This window comes from Haemophilus influenzae (genome assembly GCF_900475755.1).
In the GTDB taxonomy this organism is placed as follows: domain Bacteria; phylum Pseudomonadota; class Gammaproteobacteria; order Enterobacterales; family Pasteurellaceae; genus Haemophilus; species Haemophilus influenzae_D.
Window position 1 is genome coordinate 370,141 of sequence record NZ_LS483411.1, and the last position, 26,449, is coordinate 396,589.

Sequence of the window (26,449 nt, forward strand, 5' to 3'; positions counted from 1 at the left end):
ATGTTCTACGTTATGGTGATTGATAGGAAGTAGGGTGGGCTTTAGCCCACCATTTTTTGAAATGATTGGTGGGCTAAAGCCCACCCTACGTTTTAGCTTTTCGCAATCTGCTTCTTATATTTAATTAACTTTTCTTTAATGCGTTGGCGTTTAAGTGGAGAAAGATAATCAACAAATAAAATTCCATTAAGATGATCGATCTCGTGTTGAATACAGATCGCAAGCAAACCATCAGCATCTAAAGTAAATTCTTTACCATCACGATCCAACGCTCTCACTTTCACTTTTTCTTTACGAGGAACCAACGCACGGAACCCTGGAATGGATAAACAGCCCTCTTCAATTCCCGTTTCGCCTTCAGAAGCCAAAATTTCAGGGTTAATCAAAACAAACTGATTCTGTTTATCGCCTTCAACATCAATAGTAATAATACGTTGCAAAATATCTACTTGAGGCGCAGCTAAACCAATACCTTTCTCTTGGTACATCGTATCAAACATATCATCAACAATTTTACGAATTGCATCATTAACTTCAGTAACAGGCTCACAGACAACCTTCAAATGATCATCAGGATAAATTAATACATTAAGTGCGGTCATAATTTCTCTTGTTTTTAAGGGTAGAATTTTAGTGGGATTGTAGCACAGGTAGAAAAAGATGTATAGAAAAGCCCCAAATGGGGCTTAGATTAATATTCGAATTTGGGGAGATTTTTTTAATTCTCTCTAAGACAGATGTAAAATAACCTGTAGCATATTTGATTTGATCTTAGGATATGGAACTAATAACTTACCAAAATTCTTTCTTAGCTAATCCATTTAATAAAGAAATATCTGATAGTCCTTGAATAATTTGAGACTTAGTTACACCATTACCATCATTGCGCAAAAGAAGCTCGATTCCTAATTTATCATCATCTGTTAAATAAAATTTTCCGAGTCTATAATCAATATTTATTTTATTCACTTTTCTTAATGAAAATCGGTTCTCATCATCGTCATACATGATACAAAATTGAATATCACCTCCATCATGGGGAACAACTACAACATTCGTACCTTGTAATCTAAACACCAAAAAATTATCTTGTATTACATTAATAGAATAACCTTCTTCCTTAAGAATATCTACGATTTCAGATACAGAATATTGATTATCAATACCTTTAATTTCTCCTTTATCAGAAAATAAAGAATTAAAGAAATTACTCATAAATTCCCCCTCCATTTGGATTTCGTGTTGTCGTAATAGATGATTTATCACGCATTTGTGCACTGAGATCTGTAGAATAAGAAAATTGATCCATTGAATTGGTTAAATCATACTGGTACTTATTACCAGAGCTATCTTGGTGTATTTTCTTACCATTTTCAAAAATTGGGATAAGCATACACTTTTCTCCTGATTTAAGTTCATTATTTACAAGATGTTTGTTTATTCCTTTACAGGAATAAACACTCTCATTATAATGAGAGCAAATTGATTATTTTTTATTCTATCTTAGTAAATAAGGTACTGATGTAAGGATAAGAGGTATCCCTGCCCAGTATTGCTATTGAGATATCGGCAGACACAAAGAGTGTTCTACTAATTTTTTAAAATTTAAAGATAGAAAAAACCCCAGCCTTTCGACTGGGGTTCTTCTTTTTTTATGTGATTTAGATTTTTATTTGATAACCCGGCGGTGCCCTACTCTCACATGGGGAAACCCCACACTACCATCGGCATTACAGCGTTTCACTTCTGAGTTCGGTATGGTCTCAGGTGGTTCCACCGCACTATCGCCGCCGGGATAATTCTTTAATAACTTCTCTCTTTGTTTCTTCTCTTTTACGACTTCACTTTTTTCGCTTTTCGTCTCTCTTCTTCTTATCGGCAACAAGCTGAACTCGATTTTCTTTCTATTTTTCCTTTCTATTAAGTCTTCTATATTTAAGTTGTTTGTCTACTCTTCTCTTTCGCTCTTTTCTCAAAAACACTTGAGCGTTGTATAGTTAAGCCTCTCGGGCAATTAGTATCTGTTAGCTCAATGACTCACATCACTTACACACCAGACCTATCTACGTCTTCGTCTTAAACAACCCTTACTGTCTTAAAGACAGGGAGAACTCATCTCTTGGCAAGTTTCGTGCTTAGATGCTTTCAGCACTTATCTCTTCCGCACTTAGCTACCCGGCAATGCGTCTGGCGACACAACCGGAACACCAGTGGTGCGTCCACTCCGGTCCTCTCGTACTAGGAGCAGCCCCAACCAATTCTCCTACGCCCACGGCAGATAGGGACCGAACTGTCTCACGACGTTCTAAACCCAGCTCGCGTACCACTTTAAATGGCGAACAGCCATACCCTTGGGACCCACTTCAGCCCCAGGATGTGATGAGCCGACATCGAGGTGCCAAACACCGCCGTCGATATGAACTCTTGGGCGGTATCAGCCTGTTATCCCCGGAGTACCTTTTATCCGTTGAGCGATGGCCCTTCCATTCAGAACCACCGGATCACTATGACCTACTTTCGTACCTGCTCGACTTGTCTGTCTCGCAGTTAAGCTTGCTTATACCATTGCACTAACCTCACGATGTCCGACCGTGATTAGCAAACCTTCGTGCTCCTCCGTTACGCTTTGGGAGGAGACCGCCCCAGTCAAACTACCCACCAGACACTGTCCGAGACCGCGTTCCGCAATCTTCGTTAGAACATCAAACGTTAAAGGGTGGTATTTCAAGGATGACTCCATAATCACTGGCGTGACTACTTCTTAGTCTCCCACCTATCCTACACATCAAAATTCAATGTTCAGTGTCAAGCTATAGTAAAGGTTCACGGGGTCTTTCCGTCTAGCCGCGGGTACACCGCATCTTCACGGCGATTTCAATTTCACTGAGTCTCGGGTGGAGACAGCCTGGCCATCATTATGCCATTCGTGCAGGTCGGAACTTACCCGACAAGGAATTTCGCTACCTTAGGACCGTTATAGTTACGGCCGCCGTTTACTGGGGCTTCGATCAGGTGCTTCTCTTGCGATTACACCATCAATTAACCTTCCAGCACCGGGCAGGCATCACACCCTATACCTCCACTTTCGTGTTTGCAGAGTGCTGTGTTTTTAATAAACAGTTGCAGCCAGCGGGTCACTTCGACCGGTTCAACCTTCGAGAGTAAATCTCTACAATCTACGCCGGCGCACCTTCTCCCGAAGTTACGGTGCTATTTTGCCTAGTTCCTTCACCCGAGTTCTCTCAAGCGCCTGAGTATTCTCTACCTGACCACCTGTGTCGGTTTTCAGTACGGTTTAGTAAAGCCTGTCGCTTAGTGGCTTTTCCTGGAAGTGTGGTATCAGTTACTTCAGCTCCGTAGAGCCTCGTCATCATCTCTCAGTGTTTAATAGAAGCCCGGATTTGCCTAAACTTCCCACCTACCAACTTAAACGCACATATCCAACAGTGCGATAACCTAACCTACTCCGTCCCCACATCGCAGCTTTACCAAGTACAGGAATATTAACCTGTTTCCCATCGACTACGCTTTTCAGCCTCGCCTTAGGGGCCGACTCACCCTGCCCCGATTAACGTTGGACAGGAACCCTTGGTCTTCCGGCGAACGGGTTTTTCACCCGTTTTATCGTTACTTATGTCAGCATTCGCACTTCTGATACGTCCAGCTAACCTCTCGATTAACCTTCATCCGCTTACAGAACGCTCCCCTACCCAACAGACTTTCGCCTGATGCCGCAGCTTCGGTGCTATATTTCAGCCCCGTTACATCTTCCGCGCAGGCCGACTCGACTAGTGAGCTATTACGCTTTCTTTAAATGATGGCTGCTTCTAAGCCAACATCCTAGCTGTCTAAGCCTTCCCACTTCGTTTCCCACTTAATATAGACTTGGGGACCTTAGCTGGCGGTCTGGGTTGTTTCCCTCTCCACGACGGACGTTAGCACCCGCCGTGTGTCTCCTGAGTATCACTCTTTGGTATTCGTAGTTTGCATCGGGTTGGTAATCCGGGATGGACCCCTAGCCGAAACAGTGCTCTACCCCCAAAGGTGTCACCTCAAGGCTCTACCTAAATAGATTTCGGGGAGAACCAGCTATCTCCCGGTTTGATTGGCCTTTCACCCCCAGCCACAAGTCATCCGCTAATTTTTCAACATTAGTCGGTTCGGTCCTCCAGTTAGTGTTACCCAACCTTCAACCTGCCCATGGCTAGATCACCGGGTTTCGGGTCTATACCTTGCAACTATTCGCCCAGTTAAGACTCGGTTTCCCTTCGGCTCCCCTATTCGGTTAACCTCGCTACAAAATATAAGTCGCTGACCCATTATACAAAAGGTACGCAGTCACCCTTTCGGGCTCCCACTGCTTGTACGTACAAGGTTTCAGGTTCTATTTCACTCCCCTCACCGGGGTTCTTTTCGCCTTTCCTTCACAGTACTGGTTCACTATCGGTCAATCAGGAGTATTTAGCCTTGGAGGATGGTCCCCCCTTCTTCAAACAGGATATCACGTGTCCCGCCCTACTTCTCGTTAGCTTAGTACCACAATATGGTTTTTAGATACGGGATTATCACCCTCTTTGATTGTGCTTCCCAACACATTCTCCTAACCATACTGTTATCACTTACTGGCTCTTTCGCTTTCGCTCGCCGCTACTGACGAAATCTCGGTTGATTTCTTTTCCTCGGGGTACTTAGATGTTTCAGTTCTCCCGGTTTGCCTCAACAAACTATGTATTCACTTGTTGATAGTAGATTCTTCATCTACTGGGTTTCCCCATTCGGATATCTTGGATTAAACGCCTCTTATCGACTCATCCAAGCTTTTCGCAGATTAGCACGTCCTTCTTCGCCTCTGATTGCCAAGGCATCCACCTTGTACGCTTAGTCACTTAACTATACAACCTCAAATGTTTTCAATCACTTTAAGTTTTCACTTCAAAGTACGGTCAATTTGATGCGTATTTTCATTCAAATAAACACTTGATTGCTTTTGTTCAATCAAGATTTTATGCAAAACAGGTTTTGTTTTTAGAGTTTCCTTCTCAGTTCCCTCCTCTCACTTTCCTGTCTTGCCTACTCAGACTTTCTCTCGAAAATCTCTTGTTTTCAGCTTGTTTCCAATTTTTTAAAGAACAGTTGATAAAACTTTTCAGTTATCATCGTTAAATAAACTAAAAAAATTAAATTTAAAATTAAACTTAAAACTAAGAATAAAATAACCTAATATTTAAAATAGCTTAATACTATCTCAATACCTTATTACTTTGTCTTTTTCTAATTTACTTAACGATGATAAGTGGTGGAGATAAGCGGGATCGAACCGCTGACCTCCTGCGTGCAAGGCAGGCGCTCTCCCAGCTGAGCTATATCCCCATTTATCATTCATCATTTATTATATTAATTAGTTAATATTTTTATAATAAATGATTGACCATTACGCCTTTATCCACTCTCAGAGTGGTGGGTCTGAGTGGACTTGAACCACCGACCTCACCCTTATCAGGGGTGCGCTCTAACCACCTGAGCTACAGACCCAAGGGTAATGTTTTCTTCTGCTCATTTGTCTACAACTATCAGCCAATCTGTGTGAGCACTCGCTGTCTCTCGTCTTCTGTAAGGAGGTGATCCAACCGCAGGTTCCCCTACGGTTACCTTGTTACGACTTCACCCCAGTCATGAATCATACCGTGGTAAACGCCCTCCTAAAGGTTAAGCTATCTACTTCTGGTACAACCCACTCCCATGGTGTGACGGGCGGTGTGTACAAGGCCCGGGAACGTATTCACCGCGACATTCTGATTCGCGATTACTAGCGATTCCGACTTCATGGAGTCGAGTTGCAGACTCCAATCCGGACTTAGACGTACTTTATGAGATTCGCTCCACCTCGCAGCTTCGCTTCCCTCTGTATACGCCATTGTAGCACGTGTGTAGCCCTACTCGTAAGGGCCATGATGACTTGACGTCATCCCCACCTTCCTCCAGTTTATCACTGGCAGTCTCCTTTGAGTTCCCGACCGTATCGCTGGCAACAAAGGATAAGGGTTGCGCTCGTTGCGGGACTTAACCCAACATTTCACAACACGAGCTGACGACAGCCATGCAGCACCTGTCTCTAAGTTCCCGAAGGCACATTCGCATCTCTGCAAACTTCTTAGGATGTCAAGAGTAGGTAAGGTTCTTCGCGTTGCATCGAATTAAACCACATGCTCCACCGCTTGTGCGGGCCCCCGTCAATTCATTTGAGTTTTAACCTTGCGGCCGTACTCCCCAGGCGGTCGATTTATCACGTTAGCTACGGGCGCCAGAGTTAAACCCCAACCCCCAAATCGACAGCGTTTACAGCGTGGACTACCAGGGTATCTAATCCTGTTTGCTCCCCACGCTTTCGCACATGAGCGTCAGTACATTCCCAAGGGGCTGCCTTCGCCTTCGGTATTCCTCCACATCTCTACGCATTTCACCGCTACACGTGGAATTCTACCCCTCCCTAAAGTACTCTAGTTACCCAGTCTGAAATGCAATTCCCAGGTTAAGCCCGGGGCTTTCACACCTCACTTAAATAACCGCCTGCGTGCCCTTTACGCCCAGTTATTCCGATTAACGCTCGCACCCTCCGTATTACCGCGGCTGCTGGCACGGAGTTAGCCGGTGCTTCTTCTGTATTTAACGTCAATTTGATGTACTATTAACACATCAACCTTCCTCAATACCGAAAGAACTTTACAACCCGAAGGCCTTCTTCATTCACGCGGCATGGCTGCGTCAGGGTTCCCCCCATTGCGCAATATTCCCCACTGCTGCCTCCCGTAGGAGTCTGGACCGTGTCTCAGTTCCAGTGTGGCTGGTCATCCTCTCAGACCAGCTAGAGATCGCAGGCTTGGTGAGCCTTTACCCCACCAACTACCTAATCCCACTTGGGCTCATCCTATGGCAGGTGGCTAAAAGTCCCACCCTTTCGTCTCTCGACACTACGCGGTATTAGCGACAGTTTCCCGTCGTTATCCCCCTCCATAAGCCAGATTCCCAAGCATTACTCACCCGTCCGCCACTCGTCAGCAAGAAAGCAAGCTTCCTCCTGCTACCGTTCGACTTGCATGTGTTAAGCCTGCCGCCAGCGTTCAATCTGAGCCATGATCAAACTCTTCAATTCAAGTTCAATCGCTCAATAAACTACTTAGCTATAAATAAAACACTACTTAAAAAAGTAATTATGAATTTTCAGTTAAGCACCTATTAAGACTTCAAAATTAAAAAATATTTTTAAAACAAGTCAATCAACAAGTGCCCACACAGATTGTCTGATATATTGTTAAAGAGCAAAAAAGAACGACGCACTTGGAAACTTAAAAACTTCACAACAGTGCGTCGTTGTGTGCGGTGCATTATAGGGATTTTCAAATCCCTTGCAAGTACTTTTTGTAAAAATATTTAAAAAAATGATCTTTTGATGGAAATATAAACATTTCATTAAAAAGTGCGGTCAAAAATACAATAATTTTCCAATTATTATTTTTTCCAATAGCTTGGAATAAACAGCACGATTAATGAAAACATTTCTAAACGTCCACAGATCATAGCAAAACTAAAGACTAATTTAGCACTTTCTGGAACATCAATAAAACTTTCGTGAATAAAGCCAAGTCCCGGTCCTGCATTCGTTAATGTAGCGAATACCGCCCCCATCGCATCAAAAACATTCATTCCACAAAGAATAACAGCAAAAACACATCCCCAATAAACCAGTATAAAAATAATGAAAAATGCCCAAATACTTTCTATCATTCTTGGTGCTAGACGATTTTTACCTATTCGAATTGGCTGTACTAAATTTGGATGGATTAAACTATGCAGTTCTCGATCGATTTGTTTCCACAATATAAGTGTCCGTATCGCTTTTAATCCCCCAGTTGTTGAACCGCCACAACCACCAATTACCGCAGAAATTACCAGTAAAAGTCCAATAAAAGGCGGAAGATTATCAATATCAAAAATCGTATAACCAGCAGTCATTGACATTGATGTTAATTGTAATGCACCTTTTGTTACTGCCTCGTTCATATCTGAAACTAAACCGTAACTATATAAAGATAGAGATACAATACCGATAAAAATAATTTGCATTGTTAGAAAAAAACGAAATTCGGGATCTTTCCAATAATTTCGCCAAATATTTCTTTTACCTAATGCAAGAAAAGCAGAAATATGTAAACTAAAATTAACACCGCCAATCAGCATAAAAATTGTTGTAACCCAATAAATGGAAGCTTGATTAAAATAGCCGATACTTGCATCGTGCGTTGAAAATCCTCCATTTGAAATTGTTGAAAAACTATGCCCAATGGCATCAAAAAGATTCATTCCTGACAGCCAATATGCAATGGCACAAAGAACAGTTAATGAAGCGTAAATAATCCATAGAGCTTTCGCCACTTCTGAAATTTTAGGCAAAGATTTTTGATCTTTAAGAGGGCCTGAAGATTCTGCTCGATATAATTGTGTCCCACCAATTCCCAACAGCGGAATTATCGCCACAGCCAATACGATAATCCCCATACCACCTAACCATTGTAAAAACTGACGATAAAACAAAATAGATTTAGGTAAATTATCCAGCCCCGTCATTACCGTTGCACCAGTAGTAGTTAAGCCAGAAAATGCTTCAAATACGGCTGAAGCAATAGTTAAATGTGGTGAATCGAACAATAAAAGAGGCAATGTTGCCAAGCTTCCTAAAACTAACCAAAAAGCCACAACGATCAAAAAACCATCACGAGATCGTAATTCTTGCTTATGATGATGGCATGGCCACCAAAGCAATGTGCCTGCCGTCAAACTCAACACAAAAGCCTGCATAAATGCCTTACCGCCCCCATCGCCATAAATCAGAGCAACAAATGCAGGAACTAGCATCGTACCTGAAAAACACATCACAAGAATACCAATAATTCGGATAATCGATAAAATACGCACAACTATTCGCCTATCTCTAAAAGTTGAATAACTAATCTACCTGAAGACTTTTCCGTTAATTCTGAAGAAAACGCCTCTATTGTTTTTTCACTAATACCTAAAATCAAATGAATATTTACCTGAAAATCTTGAGATAAAATCTCAACCTGATATTTTTCACAAAGTTGTTGGACTAAATTTAGCTGCCCATAGTCACAATTAAGTTTAAAAAGGGTTCGTTCAACTTTAATTTCGCTTTCAATCAGCTTTAACGCTTGTTGAACGCCATTACCGTAAGCACGAACCAATCCGCCCGTTCCAAGCAAAATACCGCCATAATAGCGAACCACCACAGCACTGATTTCACCTAATTGACTACCTTGCAATGCACTCAACATTGGCTTTCCTGCCGTTCCAGCAGGTTCGCCATCATCAGAAAAACCAAATTGTAGAGAATCTGATGGCTTGCTTGCTACGGCAGCCCAACAATGATGCCGAGCATTTTGATGTTCTTGTTTAATCTTTGCCCAAAAAGCTCTTGCATCTTCTAAACCTTCGGTGTGCTGTAAATAAGTAATAAAACGGCTTTTTTTAATTTCTTCTTCAAAAACAACCGCACTTTTAGGAACGAGGTATTCCGCCATTTCTTTTTTCAAGGTAATTTCAATGGCACTAGTCTATCACTGATGACTGGGATTTGTCGAAATTTTGCCGTAAGCGCGGTATGATATAGCTCTGTTTTTCAAAAGAAAAAAGAATATGTCTGAAATTTCCGTCACACAAATCCTAGATGCTTTAGGATTACGTTGCCCAGAACCTGTCATGCTTGTTCGTAAAAATATTCGTCATCTTAACGATGGAGAAATACTTTTGGTTATTGCTGATGATCCTGCAACAACAAGAGATATTCCAAGTTTCTGTCAATTTATGGATCACACCTTACTGCAAAGTGAAGTGGAAAAACCACCGTTCAAATATTGGGTAAAGAAAGGAAAATAAAAAATTTACACCTTGATTAATTGATTATTTGGTCTAACTTTAAGAGGTAGAGCACTTTGATATATAAGTGCGGTTATTTTTATGAAAGTTTTCCGCCCTGTTTCGTTGTTATGTTATCATTACATTAATGTAACATTTTTAACACTTTAAACTTTTAGGAGAGCTTTATGAAAAACGTCGTGATCGTTGGTGGGGGTGCTGGCGGTGTTGAATTAGCGACATTTTTGGGTAATAAATTAGGTCGTCAAAAACAAGCTAAAGTAACGCTGGTTGATCGCAATGCCACCCATTTATGGAAACCCTTATTGCATGAAATTGCAACTGGTGTAATGGATGATGGCGTTGATTCTTTAAGTTATCGTGCGCACGGTAAAAATCATTTTTTCAGTTTTGAGCAAGGTTTAATTATACGTATTAATCGCGAACAAAAATATGTTGAACTTGCACCTGTTTATGGGCAAGAGGGCGATATGCTTGTCATTGCTCGTCGAATTCCTTACGATTATTTAGTGATTGCCATTGGAAGTAAATCTAATGATTTCAATACAAAAGGTGTGGCAGATAATTGTATTTTTTTAGATAGTTCAAAACAGGCTTTACGTTTTCAACATAAACTGTTGGAATTATTTTTAAAATTTTCAGAAAACCGCGCGTTAGATGATATTGGCGAAGAAGAGTTTAAACAAAAATTAGTAGACGAAAATAAAGTAAATATTGCTATTGTGGGAGGTGGAGCAACTGGTGTGGAATTAACTGCAGAACTTTATCATGCCGCTGAAGATTTGTCTTCTTACGGTTATGGTAAAATTGATAGCTCTTGCTTACAAGTTACTTTAGTCGAAGCGGGAACACGTTTATTGCCAGCATTACCTGAAAATTTATCTGCTGCAGTGCTAGATGAATTAAAAGAAATGGGCACCAATGTTCAATTAAACACAATGATCACTGAAGCTCAGCCAAATACACTTATTACCAAAGATGGTGGGGAAATTAAGGCTGATCTTATTGTTTGGGCGGCTGGGGTTCGCGTTTCAACAGTAACGCAGCAATTTGATGGATTGGAAATTAATCGTATCAATCAATTAGTGGTTAAAGATACACTTCAAACTACTGTTGATGATAGTATTTTTGCAATTGGTGATTGTGCTGCATTAATACAATCAAATGGTAAATTGGTTCCGCCAAGAGCGCAAGCTGCACATCAAATGGCAAAGGCTTGTGCAAAAAATATTTTTGCATTATTTGAAAATAAACCACTGAAATCTTTTAAATATAACGACAAAGGTACTTTAGTTTCGCTGTCAGATTTTACCGCACTTGGTAGTCTAACCAATAAGTTTGGTAAAAATCCACTTACCGTTCAAGGTAAATTTGCTCAGTTTGCTTATGTTTCTTTGTATCGAATGCACCAACACGCTTTGCACGGTTGTATTAAAATTGGTTTGATTATTCTCGTTGATAAATTAAATCGTTATTTAAAACCAAGATTAAAATTGCATTGATTAAGTATAATTTTCTCGTTAAATGCCATCTAAATCATTTATATAAAAGAAAGGGCATCAATGATGCCCTCAATATTTTTTATGAAGAATGATCCTCAGCTTTTTCAATTGTTCCTTTCACAGTTAAGCAAATTTCTGTTGAAATCAAATGGGAAAGCGTTGAAGCTAACTCTTCTATTTTATCAAGAACAGCATAACCAGATTCATCAAAGTAACGTTGTTCTTTCAAGTTTGCAATAAAGCTTGAAAAAACCGCTTTATCAAAGAATTCTGGTGCATTTATGCCGTGTAATACGGATAAACGTTGAGCAACAAGCTGGCTTTCTTTTTCAAGTTCAGCTCGAGAAATAGCAGGTTGTTTTTGTAAAATAGTGACAGTAATGTAATAACGTTGCAAGATTTCCCGCGTTCCCGCAGACCAAAGCTGTAAAATTCGTACTTTTGATTTATTAATAGATAAGAAGTTATTATTTGAATTAATAACGCTTTGGCGTGCAAATTCATTAATGATTTGATGGATTTGTACATTCAATTCATCTTCATTGAAATGTAAGAACAATTCGCCTTGTAAGAAAGGGTAAATTTTTCTAATCGCGTCTAATAATAAATCTTTTTGGATCGCTTCGTAATGCAAAATAATACTCGCAACTAAAGATGGTAATACGAATAGATGCTGAATATTATTGCGATAATAAGTCATTAGTACAGCAGATGAACGCTCTAAGCGTACAATTTCGCCAAAATTATCTTTTTCAATTAATACACCTATGCGATCTAAAGCTAATACGTGTTCTAACATTGCTTGCGGTGTCACATTTGGTAACACTACGTCCGTAGAATAAGGGACATTTTGTAACAATTGTTGATGGCTACTAAGCTGTTCTAGCAGTTGCTCACGCGAAAGTGCCCGCTGGCGAGATGAAAGTAGTGCAGTGCCCACAAGGTTCATTGAATTAACTGCTGCTGCTTTATTAATATTAATCATCACTTGTTTAGAAATATTATTCACAGCAGGTGTAAACCATTGCGGTTTTTCTTCGTGATTTTGCTCTTTCCAATCAGGGAAATGTTGGCTCAAATAGTTTGAAAGCGTGATTGGCTCGCCAAAATTTACAAAACCCTGACCAAGATTACGTAATTTTTTAATTACACGAAGCACTAAACCCGCATTTTCTTTTTCTTTCGCTGCACCACGTAACTCTTTTGCATAAGTGTCTACTTCTAATACGTGTTCATAACCAACGTAAACAGGAACAATCGAAATCGGGCGAGTTTGACTATGTTGCAATGCTTGAAGTGTCATAGACATCATACCTGTTTTTGGTGCAAGTAAACGACCTGTACGAGAACGACCGCCCTCGATAAAATATTCAACGGAATAGCCTCGATGGAATAGTTCTGATAAATATTCGCGAAAAATGGCAGAATATAGCCGATTTCCCTTGAAAGTGCGGCGAATAAAAAATGCGCCCCAACTACGAAACATTCTACCTACAGGCCAGAAATTTAAGTTAATCCCTGCCGCAATATGTGGCGGAACAAGACCTTGATGATAAAGCACATAAGAAAGCAATAAGTAATCGATATGACTACGGTGGCAAGGCACATAAACAATTTCATGACCTTCTAACGCTAATTTACGGACACGATCCGCATTTTGCACATCAATACCCGAATAAAGTTTATTCCAAAGCCAACGTAAAAAACGATCTACTGCACGTAAACTTGAATGGCTGACATCAGCTGCAATTTCATCTAAAATTTTATGTGCTTCTTTTTGTGCTTTTTCAATACTGATATTTTTTGATTTTGCTTCATCTTCAATTGCGCGTCGGATTGCTTCTGATTGCAATAGTTTATTAAACATTGCTTGACGATTTGGTAAACGAGGGCCTGTTGCTGAAATACGTTGTTTTGCGAAGTGCATTTTTGCAACTCGAGCCAGCTTTTGTGCAATTTTTTCATCTGAGCCATGTTCAACTACCATATAACGTAATGAAACCGCTTGAGAAAAACGCACAAAAGTATCACGTCCAAACCAAATTGCTGCAAATGTTTTTTGTATACCATTTAATAAACGCAAATTGGGCAAATCTGATTTATCTTCTTGTCCGGGAGAGCGTCCCCAAAGAACAGAAACAGGAATAAGTTGCACATCTAAACTTTCAGAAGTGCGGTGTAATTCAAGGTATTTATTAAAAATGGTGATGGTCTCGTCTTTCGCACCTTTCGATTTAAAAATTCGACGACCTTCGTCTAAATATACATAACGTGGTAACTTAACGTCATTAATTTCATTTTTCTCTGCGGGATCGGGCAAGCCTAACGCTAAGCAATTTCGGCGGAAAATAACGAAATCAGTTTGAGATGTATAAGGCAAAACATAAACAATAGGTTGATGAATATTAAGTGAAAGCTCTTCGATTGGATTGGCGGGAATAGGATTATTTTTCACCAATGCAGACAGCGGCAAGCTCAATAATTGGCGATACATATTTATAAAATTTGCCATAATAAATTTTCTCTTTGTTATAAGTTTGTAGATCTTATAGACGTTTAAAAGCAGTTTGTGAATAGAACTATTTTTAGCCCTTTGGTGTTTTTATCATCTAAAAACTCAAATATTTTAACACATCCGATCTCAACTAATTTAGAAAATTTGGCGACAAAATGTAACTTAATACACAGATTTAAAAAATAACAGTTGCAACTTTACATAATCTGTATACAATACCAGTTATCTGTATTTAAAAACAGGAGTGTATATGAGACCATTAACCGCACGCCAACAAGAAGTGTTGGATTTATTAAAACGCCATTTGGAAACAACAGGTATGCCACCAACACGGGCAGAAATATCTCGTGAATTAGGCTTTAAATCTGCAAATGCCGCAGAAGAACATTTAAAAGCACTTTCACGTAAAGGTGCAATTGAAATTATTCCCGGCGCATCTCGTGGTATTCGTATTTTAGACAATAGTTCGAATGATGAATTTGACGGTTTACCGCTTGTAGGACGCGTAGCTGCTGGAGAACCGATTCTTGCAGAGCAACATATTGAAGCGACATATCGAGTAGATGCAGATATGTTTAAACCACAAGCCGACTTCTTACTTAAAGTCTATGGGTTATCAATGAAAAATGTTGGTATCTTAGATGGTGATTTATTAGCTGTGCATAGTACTAAGGATGTACGTAACGGACAAATTGTGGTTGCACGTATTGAAGATGAAGTAACAGTAAAACGTCTTGAGAAAAAAGGTTCTATCATTTATCTACACGCAGAAAATGAAGAATTTGATCCTATAGTAGTCAATCTTGAAGAACAAAAAAATTTTGAAATTGAAGGTATTGCAGTAGGAATTATTCGTAATAACGCTTGGATGTAATCTGATACCAAGAATGAATAAAGTGCGGTAAAAATTTACGGTATTTTTACCGCACTTTGCTTATACTAGAGTTCTTTATTTGCGATGATTTTTGCTGCTCTTTATAATGCAAAAATCTTGAATTTATACAAAGGATGGAAAAATGCAGTTTTCCAAAATGCACGGATTAGGTAACGATTTTGTTGTGGTTGATGGAGTCACTCAAAATGTGTTTTTTACTCCAGAAACGATTCAACGTTTAGCCAATCGCCATTGTGGAATTGGGTTTGATCAACTTTTAATTGTTGAAGCTCCTTACGATCCCGAACTCGACTTTCATTATAGAATTTTTAATGCTGATGGAAGTGAAGTTTCACAATGCGGAAATGGAGCTCGTTGTTTTGCTCGTTTTGTGACATTAAAAGGATTAACTAACAAGAAAGACATCTCGGTTAGTACACAAAAGGGTAATATGATTTTAACGGTAAAAGATGATAATCAAATTCGTGTGAATATGGGCGAGCCAATTTGGGAACCTGCAAAAATTCCATTTACCGCAAATAAATTTGAGAAAAATTATATTCTGCGTACAGATATTCAAACCGTATTATGCGGTACAGTTTCAATGGGCAATCCTCATTGTGTTGTACAAGTAGATGATATTCAAACAGCCAATGTTGAACAACTTGGTCCCTTACTAGAAAGCCACGAACGCTTTCCTGAGCGTGTCAATGCTGGTTTTATGCAAATCATCAACAAAGAACATATTAAGCTTAGAGTTTATGAACGTGGTGCAGGAGAAACTCAAGCCTGTGGAAGTGGAGCTTGTGCAGCTGTTGCAGTTGGAATTATGCAAGGCTTATTAAACAACAATGTCCAAGTAGATTTACCAGGCGGTTCATTAATCATTGAATGGAATGGCGTTGGTCATCCACTTTATATGACAGGCGAGGCAACTCATGTTTATGATGGGTTTATAACGCTTTAATATTTTTCCCCATTTATCTTAAAAAAAGATGAGGAGTTTTTCTTAAATAAGCGTAAACATTTTGTATCTAAATATATTTTTATTGAACTGTTTGATAACTTTAAGTAATCAGAACAAGCATTTTTCATACAATCTCTAGATTTTTTACTCAAAGAAAGAGATTATTAGCATAATAAAAAAACCGCCTTTCGGCGGTTCTTGTTTTCAATCTTCTATCTACTACGCTAACACTACCAATGCAGCTTCATAGTTTGGTTCTTCTTTAATTTCTTCAACTAACTGGCTGTGTAAAACATTATTTTGCTCATCTAACACAATAACCGCACGAGAAGTTAGACCTGCTAACGGACCAGTTTGAATATCTACGCCTAATTGTGCGTGTAATGCATGGTTACGGAAAGTCGAAACTGTTTTGGCATTTTCAATCCCTTCAGCTCCACAAAAACGAGCTTGAGCAAAGGGTAAGTCTGCTGAAATACAAAGCACAACGGTGTTACTTAATTTTGCTGCTTGTTGGTTAAATTTACGTACTGAAGTCGCACACACACCTGTGTCGATGCTTGGAAAAATATTTAGGACTTTGCGTTTACCTGCAAAATCGTTTAATGCAACATCGGCTAAATCATTACCGACTAAAATAAAGTTTTCTACTATTTCGCCCACTTGAGGGAAATGTCCACTAACTTCAATAGGGTTTCCTGCTAATGTAACTGTCATAAAATCCTCTTTATTTAGATTAAGTGAAAAGTGTTTAAACTATACCACGCTTTCTAATTATGTCCACCAATTAAAGCTATCTAAAATGATGGCATAAAAAACCACAATCATTTGATTGTGGCTTTTTAAATTTAGAAAAGAATTATCTATTGCGATTTACTTCATCAACGTCTGGTTGGCGAGTAATGCGATTACGCAAATCACGACGAATGACCTCAATTGTCCAGAACCAAAAGATATGACCAACTAATTCTGAGATATGTTCATATAATGGCCATTCTGCTACTGGCGGGGTTAAACCTAATGCAGGGAATGTAAATAAGACCTGCAATAATACCAACAAAAATTGCAACGCCATAACGACGTTTAGATGGTTCTGAAAATAAGCTTATTGTTGTATCCTTAAATTAATTAAAAGTATAAAAATTCCCGAGTTAATGGAAATATACGATTTTACGCCTGTTATATCACATTATCAAACAAAAATACTTCAATTGGGTTATCTTTAGCCGGCTGCTCATAAGGTTTTAACATTTGTTAAAATTTATTAACAAAAGAGAAATTCATTATTCTGATTTTATCAGCAATTGCATCTAAAAATACAAAATTAATATTAATCAATAGAAAATGTGGAGAAGTAGCTAGTTTTATCCATCTTATCATAGTATTTAACCAACATATTGAAAATTTACACATACAAATAAAGGATCTTAACCTACTAATATTTCATTTATTGTCCCCACCCACCTTATATCTTCAATACCATTTCAGAACTTACTTAGCAAAAATACTGAGCAAAATAGTAATATGAATAATCATCGTTATATTATCAAAGAGTAGTTAAAATACTATATTAATTCAGACTTAAAATACATTTTTATTACCCTATTCTAAATTTTGTTATATATGATGAAAATAAAAAAACCCAGTTTTAAACTGGGTTTTATTTTGTCTATCTGACAAATTATTCTGCAACAACGATTACATCTAATGTTGCAAATACTTCACCGTGAAGTTGGAAACGAACATCGTGGTCACCAAGAGTACGGATTGGACCGTTTGGTAAACGAACTTCACTTTTCGCAATTTTAACGCCTGCTGCAGTTACTGCTTCTGCCACATCACGAGTAGTGATTGCGCCGAATAAACGACCTTCATCACCTGCTTTAGATGCGATAGTCACAGAACCTAATGCAGTAACTTCTGCTGCACGAGCTTGAGCTGCTGCAAGATTTGCTGCCGCTGTCGCTTCTAATTCTGCACGACGTGCTTCAAAGTGTTCAATGTTAGCTTTAGTTGCCATAACTGCTTTACCTTGTGGGATTAAGAAGTTACGTGCAAAACCTGATTTAACATTTACTTGATCGCCCACTTGACCTAAGTGAGCAATTTTATCTAAAAGAATTACTTGCATTACCGTGTCTCCTTAATTACTGATGATTGTCAGTGTATGGAAGTAACGCTAAATAGCGAGCGCGTTTGATTGCACGAGCTAATTGACGTTGGTACTTCGCACGAGTACCGGTAATACGGCTAGGTACAATTTTGCCGCTTTCTGAAATATAGTTCTTTAATGTAGCGATATCTTTGTAATCGATTTCAACAACATTTTCCGCTGTGAAACGGCAGAACTTACGACGACGGAAATAACGTGCCATTTGGCTAGTCTCCTAATCTATAAATTCGATTTGCTCGGCATGTAAAACTAATTGGCATAACCCACTTTGGGTTTTATGTGATGTAATAAATCCCACCACCAAAATTTTACCACCGACCGTAATGCTTTGAGTTTTTTCTATCAATTGATTACCACTAATTTGAACTGGCATCTTTAACCAAGCTTGACGTGTGAAACCACCTTCAATCTGTTCAGAACGATGTTCTAACAAAAACTTGCAATGCTCAATTCCACTAGGGCTCTTTAATCGCTTTGGTAACTGAGAAACGACTCCCATAACCGAAAAACGATTATCAATTTTCAAATTACTCTTCAGCATCCTCAAAATCGTTGTTTTCAACTTCAGCTAAAGGTTTACGTTCTTCTTTAGCCGCTTTCATTGGGGACGCTTCGGTTACGGCGTGCTTAGTATGGATAACAAGACTGCGTAATACAGCATCGTTATAACGGAAAGTCGTTTCTAGCTCGTCGATGACTTGTTGAGGCGCTTCTACATTCATAAGCACATAGTGTGCTTTGTGTAATTTGTTGATTGGGTACGCTAATTGGCGACGACCCCAATCTTCTAGGCGATGAACTTGACCACCAGCTTCTTTTACAGAACCGGTGTAACGTTCGATCATACCTGGTACTTGCTCGCTTTGGTCCGGATGAACCATAAACACGATTTCGTAGTGACGCATTACTGCTCCTTACGGGTTAATCAGCCTTTGACGTAGATTAGCCACCAATCTGCAAAGGCAAGGAACGAAAAATTCAATGTGGCTAAGGGTTGCGGATTATACCGATTTTTTTACGTTCCGCAACTAGTTTGAGTTCTTTTTGAGCAAAAAAGAAGACCGATATATATCGGTCTATCTCACATATTCTGCAATTAACGGCTGCGGAAAATAATACGTCCTTTACTTAAATCATAAGGCGTCATTTCTACAGTCACTTTATCCCCAGTCAAAATACGGATATAGTTTTTACGCATTTTTCCAGAAATATGCGCAGTAACCACGTGACCGTTTTCCAACTCCACGCGGAACATAGTATTCGGTAAAGTCTCTAAAATTGTGCCTTGCATCTCAATGCAATCTTCTTTCGCCATTGTATCCTCTAAAAATAATCGATTTTTATCCGCACTTTAGGCGGAAAAGTTAAGAAAAACGGGCGGATTATAGCCGTTTTTAATGTTAGACGAAAGATTAAAATAAAATTGAAAAGAAAAAAATAACCTCTATAATGCAGAAGTCTTTTCTCAATAAGCATGATCCCCAAATGCATATAAATTACGTTATTAGTCTTACTTCAGCATACCAACGACGAGAGCATATTCAAAAAGAATTCTCTCAGCAAAACATTCCCTTTGAATTTTTTGATGCTTTAAAGCCTTCGAAAGAACTAACTTCGTTAATGGAGAAATTTATCCCTAATCTACTCCATGCAAAGTTAACAGAGGGAGAAAAAGCATGTTTTATGAGCCATTACATGCTATGGCAAAAATGCTTGTCCGAAGATCTACCCTATATTTACATTTTTGAAGATGATGTATTATTAGGTGAGAATGCAAACAAATTTTTAGCTGAAGATGAATGGTTAGAAGAACGTTTTAAACAAACTGATAAATTTATTTTAAGATTTGAAACATTCCTAAATTTTTCTAAATGTAAAGATAAAAAAATTAAACCTTATTCAGGTAGAAAAATATTAAAACTAGTATCAGAAAATTGTGGCGCCGCAGGGTATGTTATATCTAGAGAAGCAGTTAAACAACTAAATGCTCATATCTGTTCGCTCACATCCAACCATCTACTCGCGATAGATTTATTAATGTTTAATATATTTAATCAGTTTACATACCAGGTATCACCAGGTGTATGTGTTCAAGAAGGACAGCTATATCCAAAGGATATAAAATTACATAGTCAGTTAGAAACGGGAAGACAAAAATATCTTAGTGTAAAGAAAAAAAGAACACTAAAAACAGTATTAATATCTTTAGCAGGAAAACCTAAAAAAATATTGAGAAAAATATACAGAAAGCTATTTATTTCTAAACACATAGTACCATTTAGATAATCCAACATTATAATTTGATAAAGTAAAAATATGACTAAATTAATAACAATTTCATTAACTTGCCAAAAATTTCAATATGGCGGAGGAATGGAAAGATATCTTCTTGATATTATTAATGGATTATCTCAAACAAACATTACACCTAAAATTTACTCTGCCAAGTTTGATACTGCATTACCTGAATATAATTTAATTAATCCAATTAAGATTAATCTTTCTTTTGTTCCTAAAAAATGGAGAACCTCGTTTCTTTCCTATTTTTCAAATAAATATAAAGAAACATCAGAAATCTATCTGACAACCTCTTACACCCTATCTGACGTGGTCATTTGTGGTGGAAATCATAAAGGATATTTACAAGCATCAAAGAAAAAGCCCAGCATATCAGATCGATTTAAAATCATGGGTGAACAAAAATCCTTAAATCAGTCCAAATATGTCATCGCTCATTCTGCATTAATGAAAAAAGAACTCGTTGAGTTATATCATGTCTCTGAAAACAAAATTGATGTGATTTATCCCCCTATTAATACAGATAAATTCACACAAATCAATGAAGAAGAAAGAGTAAAGCTCAGAGAAAAGTTAGGTTTCAAAAAAGATGAAATCATTTACCTATTCCCTTCTACTGGCCATACGCGAAAAGGTTTCGATATTTTGAAAAAATATTTTGAAAAAACTCAGTTACCTATTCGCTTAGTGGTCGCAGGAACGCCTGTAGAAGAAAATCCTAAAATTTCTTCACTTGGTTTTTGCAAAAATATGCCTGAATTATATCAAGCGGCAGATTTCACTATTATGGCATCTCAATATGAACCATTTGGGCTTGTTGGACTAGAATCTATATTATCTGGTACGCCAGTTATTTTTTCTGAAAACATGGGATGCCTAGAAGTATTAAAAAACGAATTTGGCTATACATTTTCTAGAGAAAACATAAGTACTTTAGATGAGGCAATTCAAAAATCAGTAAAACAAGCATCTGAACAGCTACACCGTATTCTCAATCCAATGGATTGTATTCGTTATAATCCAAGTTTGAGTCATCATATTAAAGCTATACTGGAACTCATCGCTAAATGATATTACCCATGACAGTTACACTAAAATTTACAAAAGAAATACAGGCTCTATAATAACCGCACTTTTCTTATTAAATAGTACTTATGAATTCAAAAAAACACTTAGGCCATACGGCGCGTAAACGCTTTGGTCAAAACTTTTTACATGATACTTCTGTAATTCAAGGTATCGTGGCGGCGATTTACCCACAACCCAATCAATTCTTAGTGGAAATTGGTCCGGGACTTGGCGCATTAACAGAGCCTGTTGGTGAACTTGTCGATCATCTGACTGTGGTAGAGCTTGACCGAGACCTTGCGGAACGTTTACGTCACCATCCATTTTTACATCAAAAGCTCACCGTTATTGAAACAGATGCGATGCAATTTGATTTTGATGAGCTTTATACAACAGAGAATTTAGCAGAAAAAGGGCAAAAATTACGTGTATTTGGTAACTTGCCTTATAACATTTCTACGCCATTAATGTTCCACTTATTTAAGTATCATGATGTGATTCAAGATATGCACTTCATGCTGCAAAAAGAAGTGGTTAAACGCTTATGCGCAGGGCCAAATAGCAAAGCTTATGGTCGCTTAACCATTATGGCGCAATATTTCTGCCAAGTGATGCCTGTACTTGAAGTACCTCCTTCTGCATTCAAACCAGCACCGAAAGTGGATTCAGCCGTTGTGCGTTTAATTCCGCATAAAGAATTGCCGCACCCTGTAAAAGATTTATATTGGTTGAACCGTGTTTGCTCCCAAGCGTTCAATCAACGCCGCAAAACATTGCGTAATGCACTTTCAACACTATTTTCACCTGAAAATCTGACCGCACTTGGTATTGATTTAAATGCACGTGCAGAAAATTTGGCTATCGCAGATTATGCGCGCTTAGCGAACTGGCTGGCAGATAATCCACCAGCAGATGTTAATAACGATGAAATATTAGATTCAGAAGAGTAAAAATAATAAAAGGTGTAATCCTTGTTACACCTTGGCTTTCTACATAAAACGGACAATTTCTTTACCTTGCATTTCTTTAATACGTTGTTGTTCTTTCCATTTTTTTCTATTTAAAGCTCGTATAATATTTTCTTTTATCCGAGTTAAACGCTGTTTCAATGTCTTTTTCTTACGGATTTTTGGACGTTTTTCTCGTTCTTTTTCCAATCCACTTGTTAATACACTTTTACTTTGATTCGCTTGGAGTTCTTGAATACAAATTGCTGGATTAAGTTGATAGACAATATAATTATCAACATCAACTAATTTATTAAAAATAAGTTCATCAACTGCAACAATTTCATCAGAAGGAATATTCTTTAAATATTCAATTACATATTTAGCCGCACCTTGAGAAATAATATAACCAGCCGTCCCCCAGTGAGTCGATTTTAAAATATCAAAGTTCCTAGAATAAAAAGGTGGAATTTTAGTTTGTTTCTCAAGTTTAACTGGCTGTAAAAAAGTTTCTAAACGAATAATAAAAATATCATTAAAATCAAAACGTGTTTTTAACCATTCATCTTGTGCCAAAAACACTTCCGCATTCTCGCCAAGAATTACATCATCTTCAAAAATTGTGAGATATTCCAAATTTTCATTCACACACTTATTCCATAATAAGAAATGGCTAATTAAACAGCCTTTTTCTCCTTTAGTAAGTATTCTAGATTCCTCTATATTATGTAATATGGAGTTTGATTGATTGATTGATTGATTGATTGATTGATTGATTGATTGATAAGTGTACGCATTAAAGAAACTAAATGAAAGTTTTTTTGATTCAAATTGCTTAGTAATATGTTTGCGACGTTCAGTTGCATTTTCCATACTAATGACAATATTTTCAATAGCACTCATATTTAAATAAAAATGGAAATAACTAAATTTTTTGCATTCTACTATACCAAAAGAATAAATCAACAATAAAAGTCTGTGTTAAAATTCTCAAAATTTGTTTATAAAAGAGCGGTCAAAAATGGCAACCTATTTCGTCGGTGATTTACAAGGCTGTTATGATGAATTACAGCTTTTATTAGAACGTGTAGATTTCAACCCGACTCAAGATAAACTTTATCTTGTGGGAGATCTTGTGGCTCGTGGGGATAAATCACTCGAATGTCTTCGTTTTGTAAAATCACTTGGTAATGCTGCGCAAACCGTGCTAGGCAATCATGATTTACACTTAATTGCGACTGCACTGGGTATTAAAAAAGTCAAACCGCGTGATCGTGTTGATGCCATTTTTAATGCGCCCGATTTTGATGAACTAATTCATTGGTTACGCCATCAGCCATTACTTGTGCATAATGAAAAGTTAAACTTCCTGATGGCACATGCAGGTATTTCGCCTGATTGGAATTTGGAAACTTCGAAAACTTGTGCAGCTGAAGTTGAACAGATTTTACAGCACGGCGATTTTCATTATCTTATTGAAAATATGTATTCTGAACAGCCTGATCGCTGGTCGCCTGATTTGCAGGGCTTAGCACGTCATCGTTACATTATTAATGCTTTCACTCGAATGCGTTTTTGCTATTTGGATCATCGCTTTGATTTTGCCTGTAAATCTCCTTTAAAAGATGCGCCAACTGAGCTCACGCCTTGGTTTAATTTAGATAATCCACTTTATAAACAAATTCCCATTGTCTTTGGGCATTGGGCAAGTTTAGTGGATGAGCCTACCCCAAAAGGTATTTATGCCTTGGATACCGGTTGTGTATGGAATAATCGAATGACCCTGCTGCGTTGGGAAGACAAACAGTTCTTCACGCAAAGTGCGGTCAAAAATTACAGTGATTTTTAAGGAAACGCTATGCTCTCGCTTACGGCTGAATCTTGCGAACTGTTCAATATTCCTTTCTACCAATTCGCCCAAATGAAGAAATTCTGCCCAGAAGATATTCCGGCAATTAAATCGGATTACAAATTACATTGGGATAACTGGAAAGCGATTATTCAAGAAGTCGCAAAGCAGCTTGGTACACCTTTTGCGAAACCGCATATTGAAAGTTGGACGAATGGCTGGCAGGTACGCGCGCATTTCTTCGCTTATTTTAAATACGAATTTAACCAAAATTCTGCAGCAATCTTTTCTGTTCTATTAAATCGTCGCCGACTAAGAGTGTGTTTAGATTGGCATTGCTATCGTGCAGATCGCTCACAAATTAATGTACAACAATATAATCAATGGCTTGATCAATTTGATTTCAAACAATTTGCTGATTTTGATATTTGGAGAGAAGATGAAAGCGAATATGATGATTTTCGCCAAGTAAAGAGCATTTCTGAAAAAGATCTTCTCTTGCGTTCAGATGAGGATTTTTGGTGCATAGGGAAAAGCATTGAAAAAGCTGAACTTCATCAAATCGATCCCGTTTTATTAATCACGCAAACCATTCAACAATTACAATCTCTGTACGATCGTTGCCATCAATAAAGCATCCTCTTATTATAAACAATTGAGCTCTACATTATGCAGAGCTCAATATTTTAGCGAATTAATAAGCTATCCAAATTTACCGCAACAGTTCAAAGTGCGGTAATTTTTATCAATGTTTTAACTACACATCATAAGTAGTTGATGCTGTATTACCGCCACGACCAGTCCAGTTGGTGTGGAAAAACTCTCCACGTGGTTTATCTGTACGCTCGTAAGTGTGTGCACCGAAATAGTCGCGTTGAGCTTGCAATAAGTTTGCAGGTAAACGTGCTGAAGTATAGCCATCTAAGAACGTAATAGCCGATGCCATACAAGGCATTGGGATACCCACTTCGATAGATTTTGCCACCACTTTACGCCAGTCACTTAATGCGTTTTCTAAAATGCCTTTGAAGTAGCTATCTGAACCTAAGAAAACAAGATTTGGATTGGCTTCATAAGCATCGCGAATATTACCTAAGAAACGGCTGCGGATAATACAACCTTCACGCCATAATAATGCCGTTGCACCGTAGTTGATGTCCCAACCAAATTGTTCAGAAGCTTCACGAATCAGCATAAAGCCTTGTGCGTAAGAAATGATTTTTGACGCTAATAATGCTTTGCGTACCGCTTCAATCCATACTTTTTTGTCGCCTTCAACTGGGGCAATGGTTTTGCCGAATAATTGATTAGCCGCAACACGTTGATCTTTGAAGGAAGACACGCAGCGTGCAAAAACGGATTCAGTGATTAAAGTTAATGGAATACCAAAATCTAACGCATTGATACCTGTCCATTTACCTGTCCCTTTTTGACCCGCAGTATCCAAGATTTTTTCGACTAATGGCTGTCCATCTACATCTTTATAACCAAGAATATCGGTAGTAATATCAATCAAATAACTATCAAGTTCCGTTTTTTTCCATTCTGCGAAGATAGATTGCATTTCGTCATAACTCAAGCCTAAACCTTCTTTTAAGAATTGGTATGCTTCGCAAATTAACTGCATATCGCCATATTCGATACCATTGTGAACCATTTTCACAAAATGACCAGCACCTTCGCCGCCGACCCAGTCACAACAAGGTTCGCCTTGTTCTGTTTTAGCTGAGATTGCTTGGAAAATAGGTTTCACATACTGCCACGCTTCTTGATTACCGCCTGGCATAATTGAAGGCCCGTGACGCGCCCCTTCTTCGCCACCAGACACACCAGAACCAATAAAGCGAATCCCTTTTTCAGCTAATGCTTTTACACGACGGTTGGTATCAGGATAGTTTGAGTTACCGCCATCAATAATGATGTCGCCTTCTTCCAAGTGTGGTAGTAATGCGTCAATGAATTGATCTACTACATCGCCTGCGCGCACCATTAACATCACTTTACGTGGTTTTTCCAATTTAGCAGCTAAATCTTCCAAAGAATAAGCACCGATAATATTCGTGCCTTTTGCCGCACCTTGTAAAAATTCATCTACTTTTGAAGTAGTGCGGTTATACGCCACAACTTTAAAGCCATGATCATTCATATTTAAAATGAGGTTTTGCCCCATTACGGCTAAGCCGATAACACCGATGTCGCCTTTTACTGACATTGTTTTCTCCTGTTTGTGAGGTACGAATGCACCTATCATTTAGTATTTATTGTAAAGTATAAGAAGCTTGTCTCAGATATTCTATAGCAAAACTTC

At 38.2% G+C, this 26,449-nt stretch carries 24 protein-coding genes, 2 tRNA genes and 3 rRNA genes; 9 read left to right on the top strand and 20 right to left on the bottom strand.

What is annotated here, in order from left to right:
• Positions 1–92: 92 nt before the first annotated feature.
• The 10 genes from def to DQN24_RS01925 form a co-directional block, all read right to left on the bottom strand.
• Positions 93–602, bottom strand: coding sequence for a peptide deformylase (gene def, locus DQN24_RS01880; protein WP_021034527.1), 510 nt, complete (start codon positions 600–602; stop codon positions 93–95).
• A 190-nt stretch (positions 603–792) separates the two neighbouring features.
• Positions 793–1,215, bottom strand: coding sequence for a YbjN domain-containing protein (locus tag DQN24_RS01885; protein WP_041175255.1), 423 nt, complete (start codon positions 1,213–1,215; stop codon positions 793–795).
• On the bottom strand, positions 1,208–1,393 hold the full coding sequence (locus tag DQN24_RS01890) for a hypothetical protein (protein ID WP_021034529.1): 186 nt from the start codon (positions 1,391–1,393) through the stop codon (positions 1,208–1,210). The genes DQN24_RS01885 and DQN24_RS01890 overlap by 8 nt, the downstream gene beginning before the upstream one ends.
• 286 nt (positions 1,394–1,679) lie before the next feature.
• A 5S ribosomal RNA gene (gene rrf, locus DQN24_RS01895) occupies positions 1,680–1,795 on the bottom strand.
• Positions 1,796–1,993: 198 nt separating this feature from the next.
• A 23S ribosomal RNA gene (locus tag DQN24_RS01900) occupies positions 1,994–4,892 on the bottom strand.
• A 402-nt stretch (positions 4,893–5,294) separates the two neighbouring features.
• Positions 5,295–5,370 (bottom strand) — tRNA-Ala (locus DQN24_RS01905).
• 85 nt (positions 5,371–5,455) lie between these two features.
• Positions 5,456–5,532 (bottom strand) — tRNA-Ile (locus tag DQN24_RS01910).
• 79 nt (positions 5,533–5,611) lie between these two features.
• Positions 5,612–7,150, bottom strand: a 16S ribosomal RNA gene (locus DQN24_RS01915).
• The 16S, 23S and 5S rRNA genes sit together here with 2 tRNA genes alongside, the layout of an rRNA operon.
• Positions 7,151–7,506: 356 nt before the next feature.
• Entirely contained in the window at positions 7,507–8,970 is a 1,464-nt protein-coding gene (locus tag DQN24_RS01920) for a TrkH family potassium uptake protein (protein ID WP_021034488.1), read from the bottom strand.
• A 2-nt stretch (positions 8,971–8,972) separates the two neighbouring features.
• Entirely contained in the window at positions 8,973–9,593 is a 621-nt protein-coding gene (locus DQN24_RS01925) for a YigZ family protein (protein ID WP_041175249.1), read from the bottom strand.
• 115 nt (positions 9,594–9,708) lie between these two features.
• On the opposite strand from DQN24_RS01925, the gene tusA reads away from it, so the two are divergent.
• Both tusA and DQN24_RS01935 read left to right on the top strand, forming a co-directional pair.
• A complete protein-coding gene (gene tusA / locus DQN24_RS01930) occupies positions 9,709–9,948 on the top strand; it encodes a sulfurtransferase TusA (RefSeq protein ID WP_021034490.1) in 240 nt (79 codons plus the stop codon).
• Between the two features lie 167 nt (positions 9,949–10,115).
• Positions 10,116–11,450 (top strand): NAD(P)/FAD-dependent oxidoreductase, encoded by a 1,335-nt coding sequence (locus DQN24_RS01935; RefSeq protein WP_021034491.1) that lies wholly within the window; start codon positions 10,116–10,118, stop codon positions 11,448–11,450.
• 79 nt (positions 11,451–11,529) lie between these two features.
• Here the strand turns inward: DQN24_RS01935 and plsB are convergent, their stop codons facing one another.
• Entirely contained in the window at positions 11,530–13,962 is a 2,433-nt protein-coding gene (gene plsB, locus DQN24_RS01940; RefSeq protein ID WP_041175250.1) for a glycerol-3-phosphate 1-O-acyltransferase PlsB, read from the bottom strand.
• A gap of 253 nt (positions 13,963–14,215) precedes the next feature.
• On the opposite strand from plsB, the gene lexA reads away from it, so the two are divergent.
• Both lexA and dapF read left to right on the top strand, forming a co-directional pair.
• Entirely contained in the window at positions 14,216–14,839 is a 624-nt protein-coding gene (lexA, locus tag DQN24_RS01945) for a transcriptional repressor LexA (protein ID WP_005648504.1), read from the top strand.
• A gap of 142 nt (positions 14,840–14,981) precedes the next feature.
• Positions 14,982–15,806, top strand: coding sequence for a diaminopimelate epimerase (gene dapF, locus DQN24_RS01950; protein ID WP_021034493.1), 825 nt, complete (start codon positions 14,982–14,984; stop codon positions 15,804–15,806).
• Positions 15,807–16,025: 219 nt separating this feature from the next.
• On the opposite strand, the gene tpx is transcribed toward dapF, so the two are convergent.
• From tpx to infA, 7 genes are all read right to left on the bottom strand, one after another.
• Complete coding sequence (gene tpx / locus DQN24_RS01955; RefSeq protein ID WP_021034494.1) at positions 16,026–16,523, bottom strand: thiol peroxidase; 498 nt, start codon at positions 16,521–16,523, stop codon at positions 16,026–16,028.
• Positions 16,524–16,665: 142 nt separating this feature from the next.
• Positions 16,666–16,881: a DUF1440 domain-containing protein gene (locus tag DQN24_RS01960; protein WP_021034495.1), complete on the bottom strand. Its 216-nt coding sequence runs from the start codon at positions 16,879–16,881 to the stop codon at positions 16,666–16,668.
• Between the two features lie 606 nt (positions 16,882–17,487).
• A complete protein-coding gene (gene rplI / locus DQN24_RS01965) occupies positions 17,488–17,937 on the bottom strand; it encodes a 50S ribosomal protein L9 (RefSeq protein ID WP_005660979.1) in 450 nt (149 codons plus the stop codon).
• 16 nt (positions 17,938–17,953) lie between these two features.
• Positions 17,954–18,181 carry a 30S ribosomal protein S18 gene (gene rpsR, locus DQN24_RS01970; protein WP_005598105.1) on the bottom strand — a complete coding sequence of 76 codons (228 nt, stop codon included), beginning with the start codon at positions 18,179–18,181 and terminating at the stop codon, positions 17,954–17,956.
• A 12-nt stretch (positions 18,182–18,193) separates the two neighbouring features.
• Positions 18,194–18,520 carry a primosomal replication protein N gene (priB, locus tag DQN24_RS01975; protein ID WP_041175251.1) on the bottom strand — a complete coding sequence of 109 codons (327 nt, stop codon included), beginning with the start codon at positions 18,518–18,520 and terminating at the stop codon, positions 18,194–18,196.
• Positions 18,507–18,884, bottom strand: a complete 378-nt coding sequence (rpsF, locus tag DQN24_RS01980) for a 30S ribosomal protein S6 (RefSeq protein WP_005627620.1) — start codon at positions 18,882–18,884, stop codon at positions 18,507–18,509. The genes priB and rpsF overlap by 14 nt, the downstream gene beginning before the upstream one ends.
• Before the next feature lie 191 nt (positions 18,885–19,075).
• Positions 19,076–19,294 (bottom strand): translation initiation factor IF-1, encoded by a 219-nt coding sequence (gene infA, locus DQN24_RS01985; protein ID WP_005627617.1) that lies wholly within the window; start codon positions 19,292–19,294, stop codon positions 19,076–19,078.
• Between the two features lie 134 nt (positions 19,295–19,428).
• Between infA and DQN24_RS01990 the strand changes: the two genes are divergently transcribed.
• The 3 genes from DQN24_RS01990 (at position 19,429) to rsmA (ending at position 22,295) form a co-directional block, all read left to right on the top strand.
• Positions 19,429–20,265 (top strand): glycosyltransferase family 25 protein, encoded by an 837-nt coding sequence (locus DQN24_RS01990; protein WP_021034498.1) that lies wholly within the window; start codon positions 19,429–19,431, stop codon positions 20,263–20,265.
• 30 nt (positions 20,266–20,295) lie between these two features.
• Positions 20,296–21,348: a glycosyltransferase gene (locus DQN24_RS01995; RefSeq protein WP_111695320.1), complete on the top strand. Its 1,053-nt coding sequence runs from the start codon at positions 20,296–20,298 to the stop codon at positions 21,346–21,348.
• Between the two features lie 83 nt (positions 21,349–21,431).
• Complete coding sequence (gene rsmA / locus DQN24_RS02000; protein ID WP_005660972.1) at positions 21,432–22,295, top strand: 16S rRNA (adenine(1518)-N(6)/adenine(1519)-N(6))-dimethyltransferase RsmA; 864 nt, start codon at positions 21,432–21,434, stop codon at positions 22,293–22,295.
• A 39-nt stretch (positions 22,296–22,334) separates the two neighbouring features.
• Here the strand turns inward: rsmA and DQN24_RS02005 are convergent, their stop codons facing one another.
• The gene (locus tag DQN24_RS02005; protein WP_105883335.1) at positions 22,335–23,195 is read right to left on the bottom strand and encodes a glycosyltransferase family 25 protein; all 861 of its coding nucleotides are present in this window, start codon (positions 23,193–23,195) and stop codon (positions 22,335–22,337) included.
• A 118-nt stretch (positions 23,196–23,313) separates the two neighbouring features.
• Between DQN24_RS02005 and apaH the strand changes: the two genes are divergently transcribed.
• Together apaH and DQN24_RS02015 are read left to right on the top strand one after the other, a co-directional pair.
• On the top strand, positions 23,314–24,141 hold the full coding sequence (gene apaH, locus DQN24_RS02010) for a bis(5'-nucleosyl)-tetraphosphatase (symmetrical) ApaH (protein ID WP_041175252.1): 828 nt from the start codon (positions 23,314–23,316) through the stop codon (positions 24,139–24,141).
• Between the two features lie 9 nt (positions 24,142–24,150).
• Positions 24,151–24,774: a glucose-6-phosphate 1-dehydrogenase family protein gene (locus tag DQN24_RS02015; RefSeq protein ID WP_021034502.1), complete on the top strand. Its 624-nt coding sequence runs from the start codon at positions 24,151–24,153 to the stop codon at positions 24,772–24,774.
• A 124-nt stretch (positions 24,775–24,898) separates the two neighbouring features.
• On the opposite strand, the gene gnd is transcribed toward DQN24_RS02015, so the two are convergent.
• A complete protein-coding gene (gene gnd / locus DQN24_RS02020; RefSeq protein WP_041175253.1) occupies positions 24,899–26,353 on the bottom strand; it encodes a decarboxylating NADP(+)-dependent phosphogluconate dehydrogenase in 1,455 nt (484 codons plus the stop codon).
• Positions 26,354–26,449 lie beyond the last annotated feature (96 nt).

Excerpts from the sequence above, each read along its gene's own strand:
- DQN24_RS01935 (WP_021034491.1), top strand. The coding sequence starts at position 10,116 with ATGAAAAACGTCGTGATCGTTGGTGGGGGTGCTGGCGGTGTTGAATTA.
- apaH (WP_041175252.1), top strand. The coding sequence starts at position 23,314 with ATGGCAACCTATTTCGTCGGTGATTTACAAGGCTGTTATGATGAATTA.
- rpsR (WP_005598105.1), bottom strand. The coding sequence starts at position 18,181 with ATGGCACGTTATTTCCGTCGTCGTAAGTTCTGCCGTTTCACAGCGGAA.
- def (WP_021034527.1), bottom strand. The coding sequence starts at position 602 with ATGACCGCACTTAATGTATTAATTTATCCTGATGATCATTTGAAGGTT.
- plsB (WP_041175250.1), bottom strand. The coding sequence starts at position 13,962 with ATGGCAAATTTTATAAATATGTATCGCCAATTATTGAGCTTGCCGCTG.
- rpsF (WP_005627620.1), bottom strand. The coding sequence starts at position 18,884 with ATGCGTCACTACGAAATCGTGTTTATGGTTCATCCGGACCAAAGCGAG.
- rplI (WP_005660979.1), bottom strand. The coding sequence starts at position 17,937 with ATGCAAGTAATTCTTTTAGATAAAATTGCTCACTTAGGTCAAGTGGGC.
- DQN24_RS01885 (WP_041175255.1), bottom strand. The coding sequence starts at position 1,215 with ATGAGTAATTTCTTTAATTCTTTATTTTCTGATAAAGGAGAAATTAAA.
- dapF (WP_021034493.1), top strand. The coding sequence starts at position 14,982 with ATGCAGTTTTCCAAAATGCACGGATTAGGTAACGATTTTGTTGTGGTT.
- DQN24_RS01960 (WP_021034495.1), bottom strand. The coding sequence starts at position 16,881 with ATGGCGTTGCAATTTTTGTTGGTATTATTGCAGGTCTTATTTACATTC.
- DQN24_RS02005 (WP_105883335.1), bottom strand. The coding sequence starts at position 23,195 with ATGAGTGCTATTGAAAATATTGTCATTAGTATGGAAAATGCAACTGAA.
- infA (WP_005627617.1), bottom strand. The coding sequence starts at position 19,294 with ATGGCGAAAGAAGATTGCATTGAGATGCAAGGCACAATTTTAGAGACT.
- DQN24_RS01925 (WP_041175249.1), bottom strand. The coding sequence starts at position 9,593 with ATGGCGGAATACCTCGTTCCTAAAAGTGCGGTTGTTTTTGAAGAAGAA.
- gnd (WP_041175253.1), bottom strand. The coding sequence starts at position 26,353 with ATGTCAGTAAAAGGCGACATCGGTGTTATCGGCTTAGCCGTAATGGGG.
- DQN24_RS01995 (WP_111695320.1), top strand. The coding sequence starts at position 20,296 with ATGACTAAATTAATAACAATTTCATTAACTTGCCAAAAATTTCAATAT.
- DQN24_RS01890 (WP_021034529.1), bottom strand. The coding sequence starts at position 1,393 with ATGCTTATCCCAATTTTTGAAAATGGTAAGAAAATACACCAAGATAGC.
- DQN24_RS02015 (WP_021034502.1), top strand. The coding sequence starts at position 24,151 with ATGCTCTCGCTTACGGCTGAATCTTGCGAACTGTTCAATATTCCTTTC.
- rsmA (WP_005660972.1), top strand. The coding sequence starts at position 21,432 with ATGAATTCAAAAAAACACTTAGGCCATACGGCGCGTAAACGCTTTGGT.
- priB (WP_041175251.1), bottom strand. The coding sequence starts at position 18,520 with ATGCTGAAGAGTAATTTGAAAATTGATAATCGTTTTTCGGTTATGGGA.
- lexA (WP_005648504.1), top strand. The coding sequence starts at position 14,216 with ATGAGACCATTAACCGCACGCCAACAAGAAGTGTTGGATTTATTAAAA.
- DQN24_RS01990 (WP_021034498.1), top strand. The coding sequence starts at position 19,429 with ATGCAGAAGTCTTTTCTCAATAAGCATGATCCCCAAATGCATATAAAT.
- tpx (WP_021034494.1), bottom strand. The coding sequence starts at position 16,523 with ATGACAGTTACATTAGCAGGAAACCCTATTGAAGTTAGTGGACATTTC.
- tusA (WP_021034490.1), top strand. The coding sequence starts at position 9,709 with ATGTCTGAAATTTCCGTCACACAAATCCTAGATGCTTTAGGATTACGT.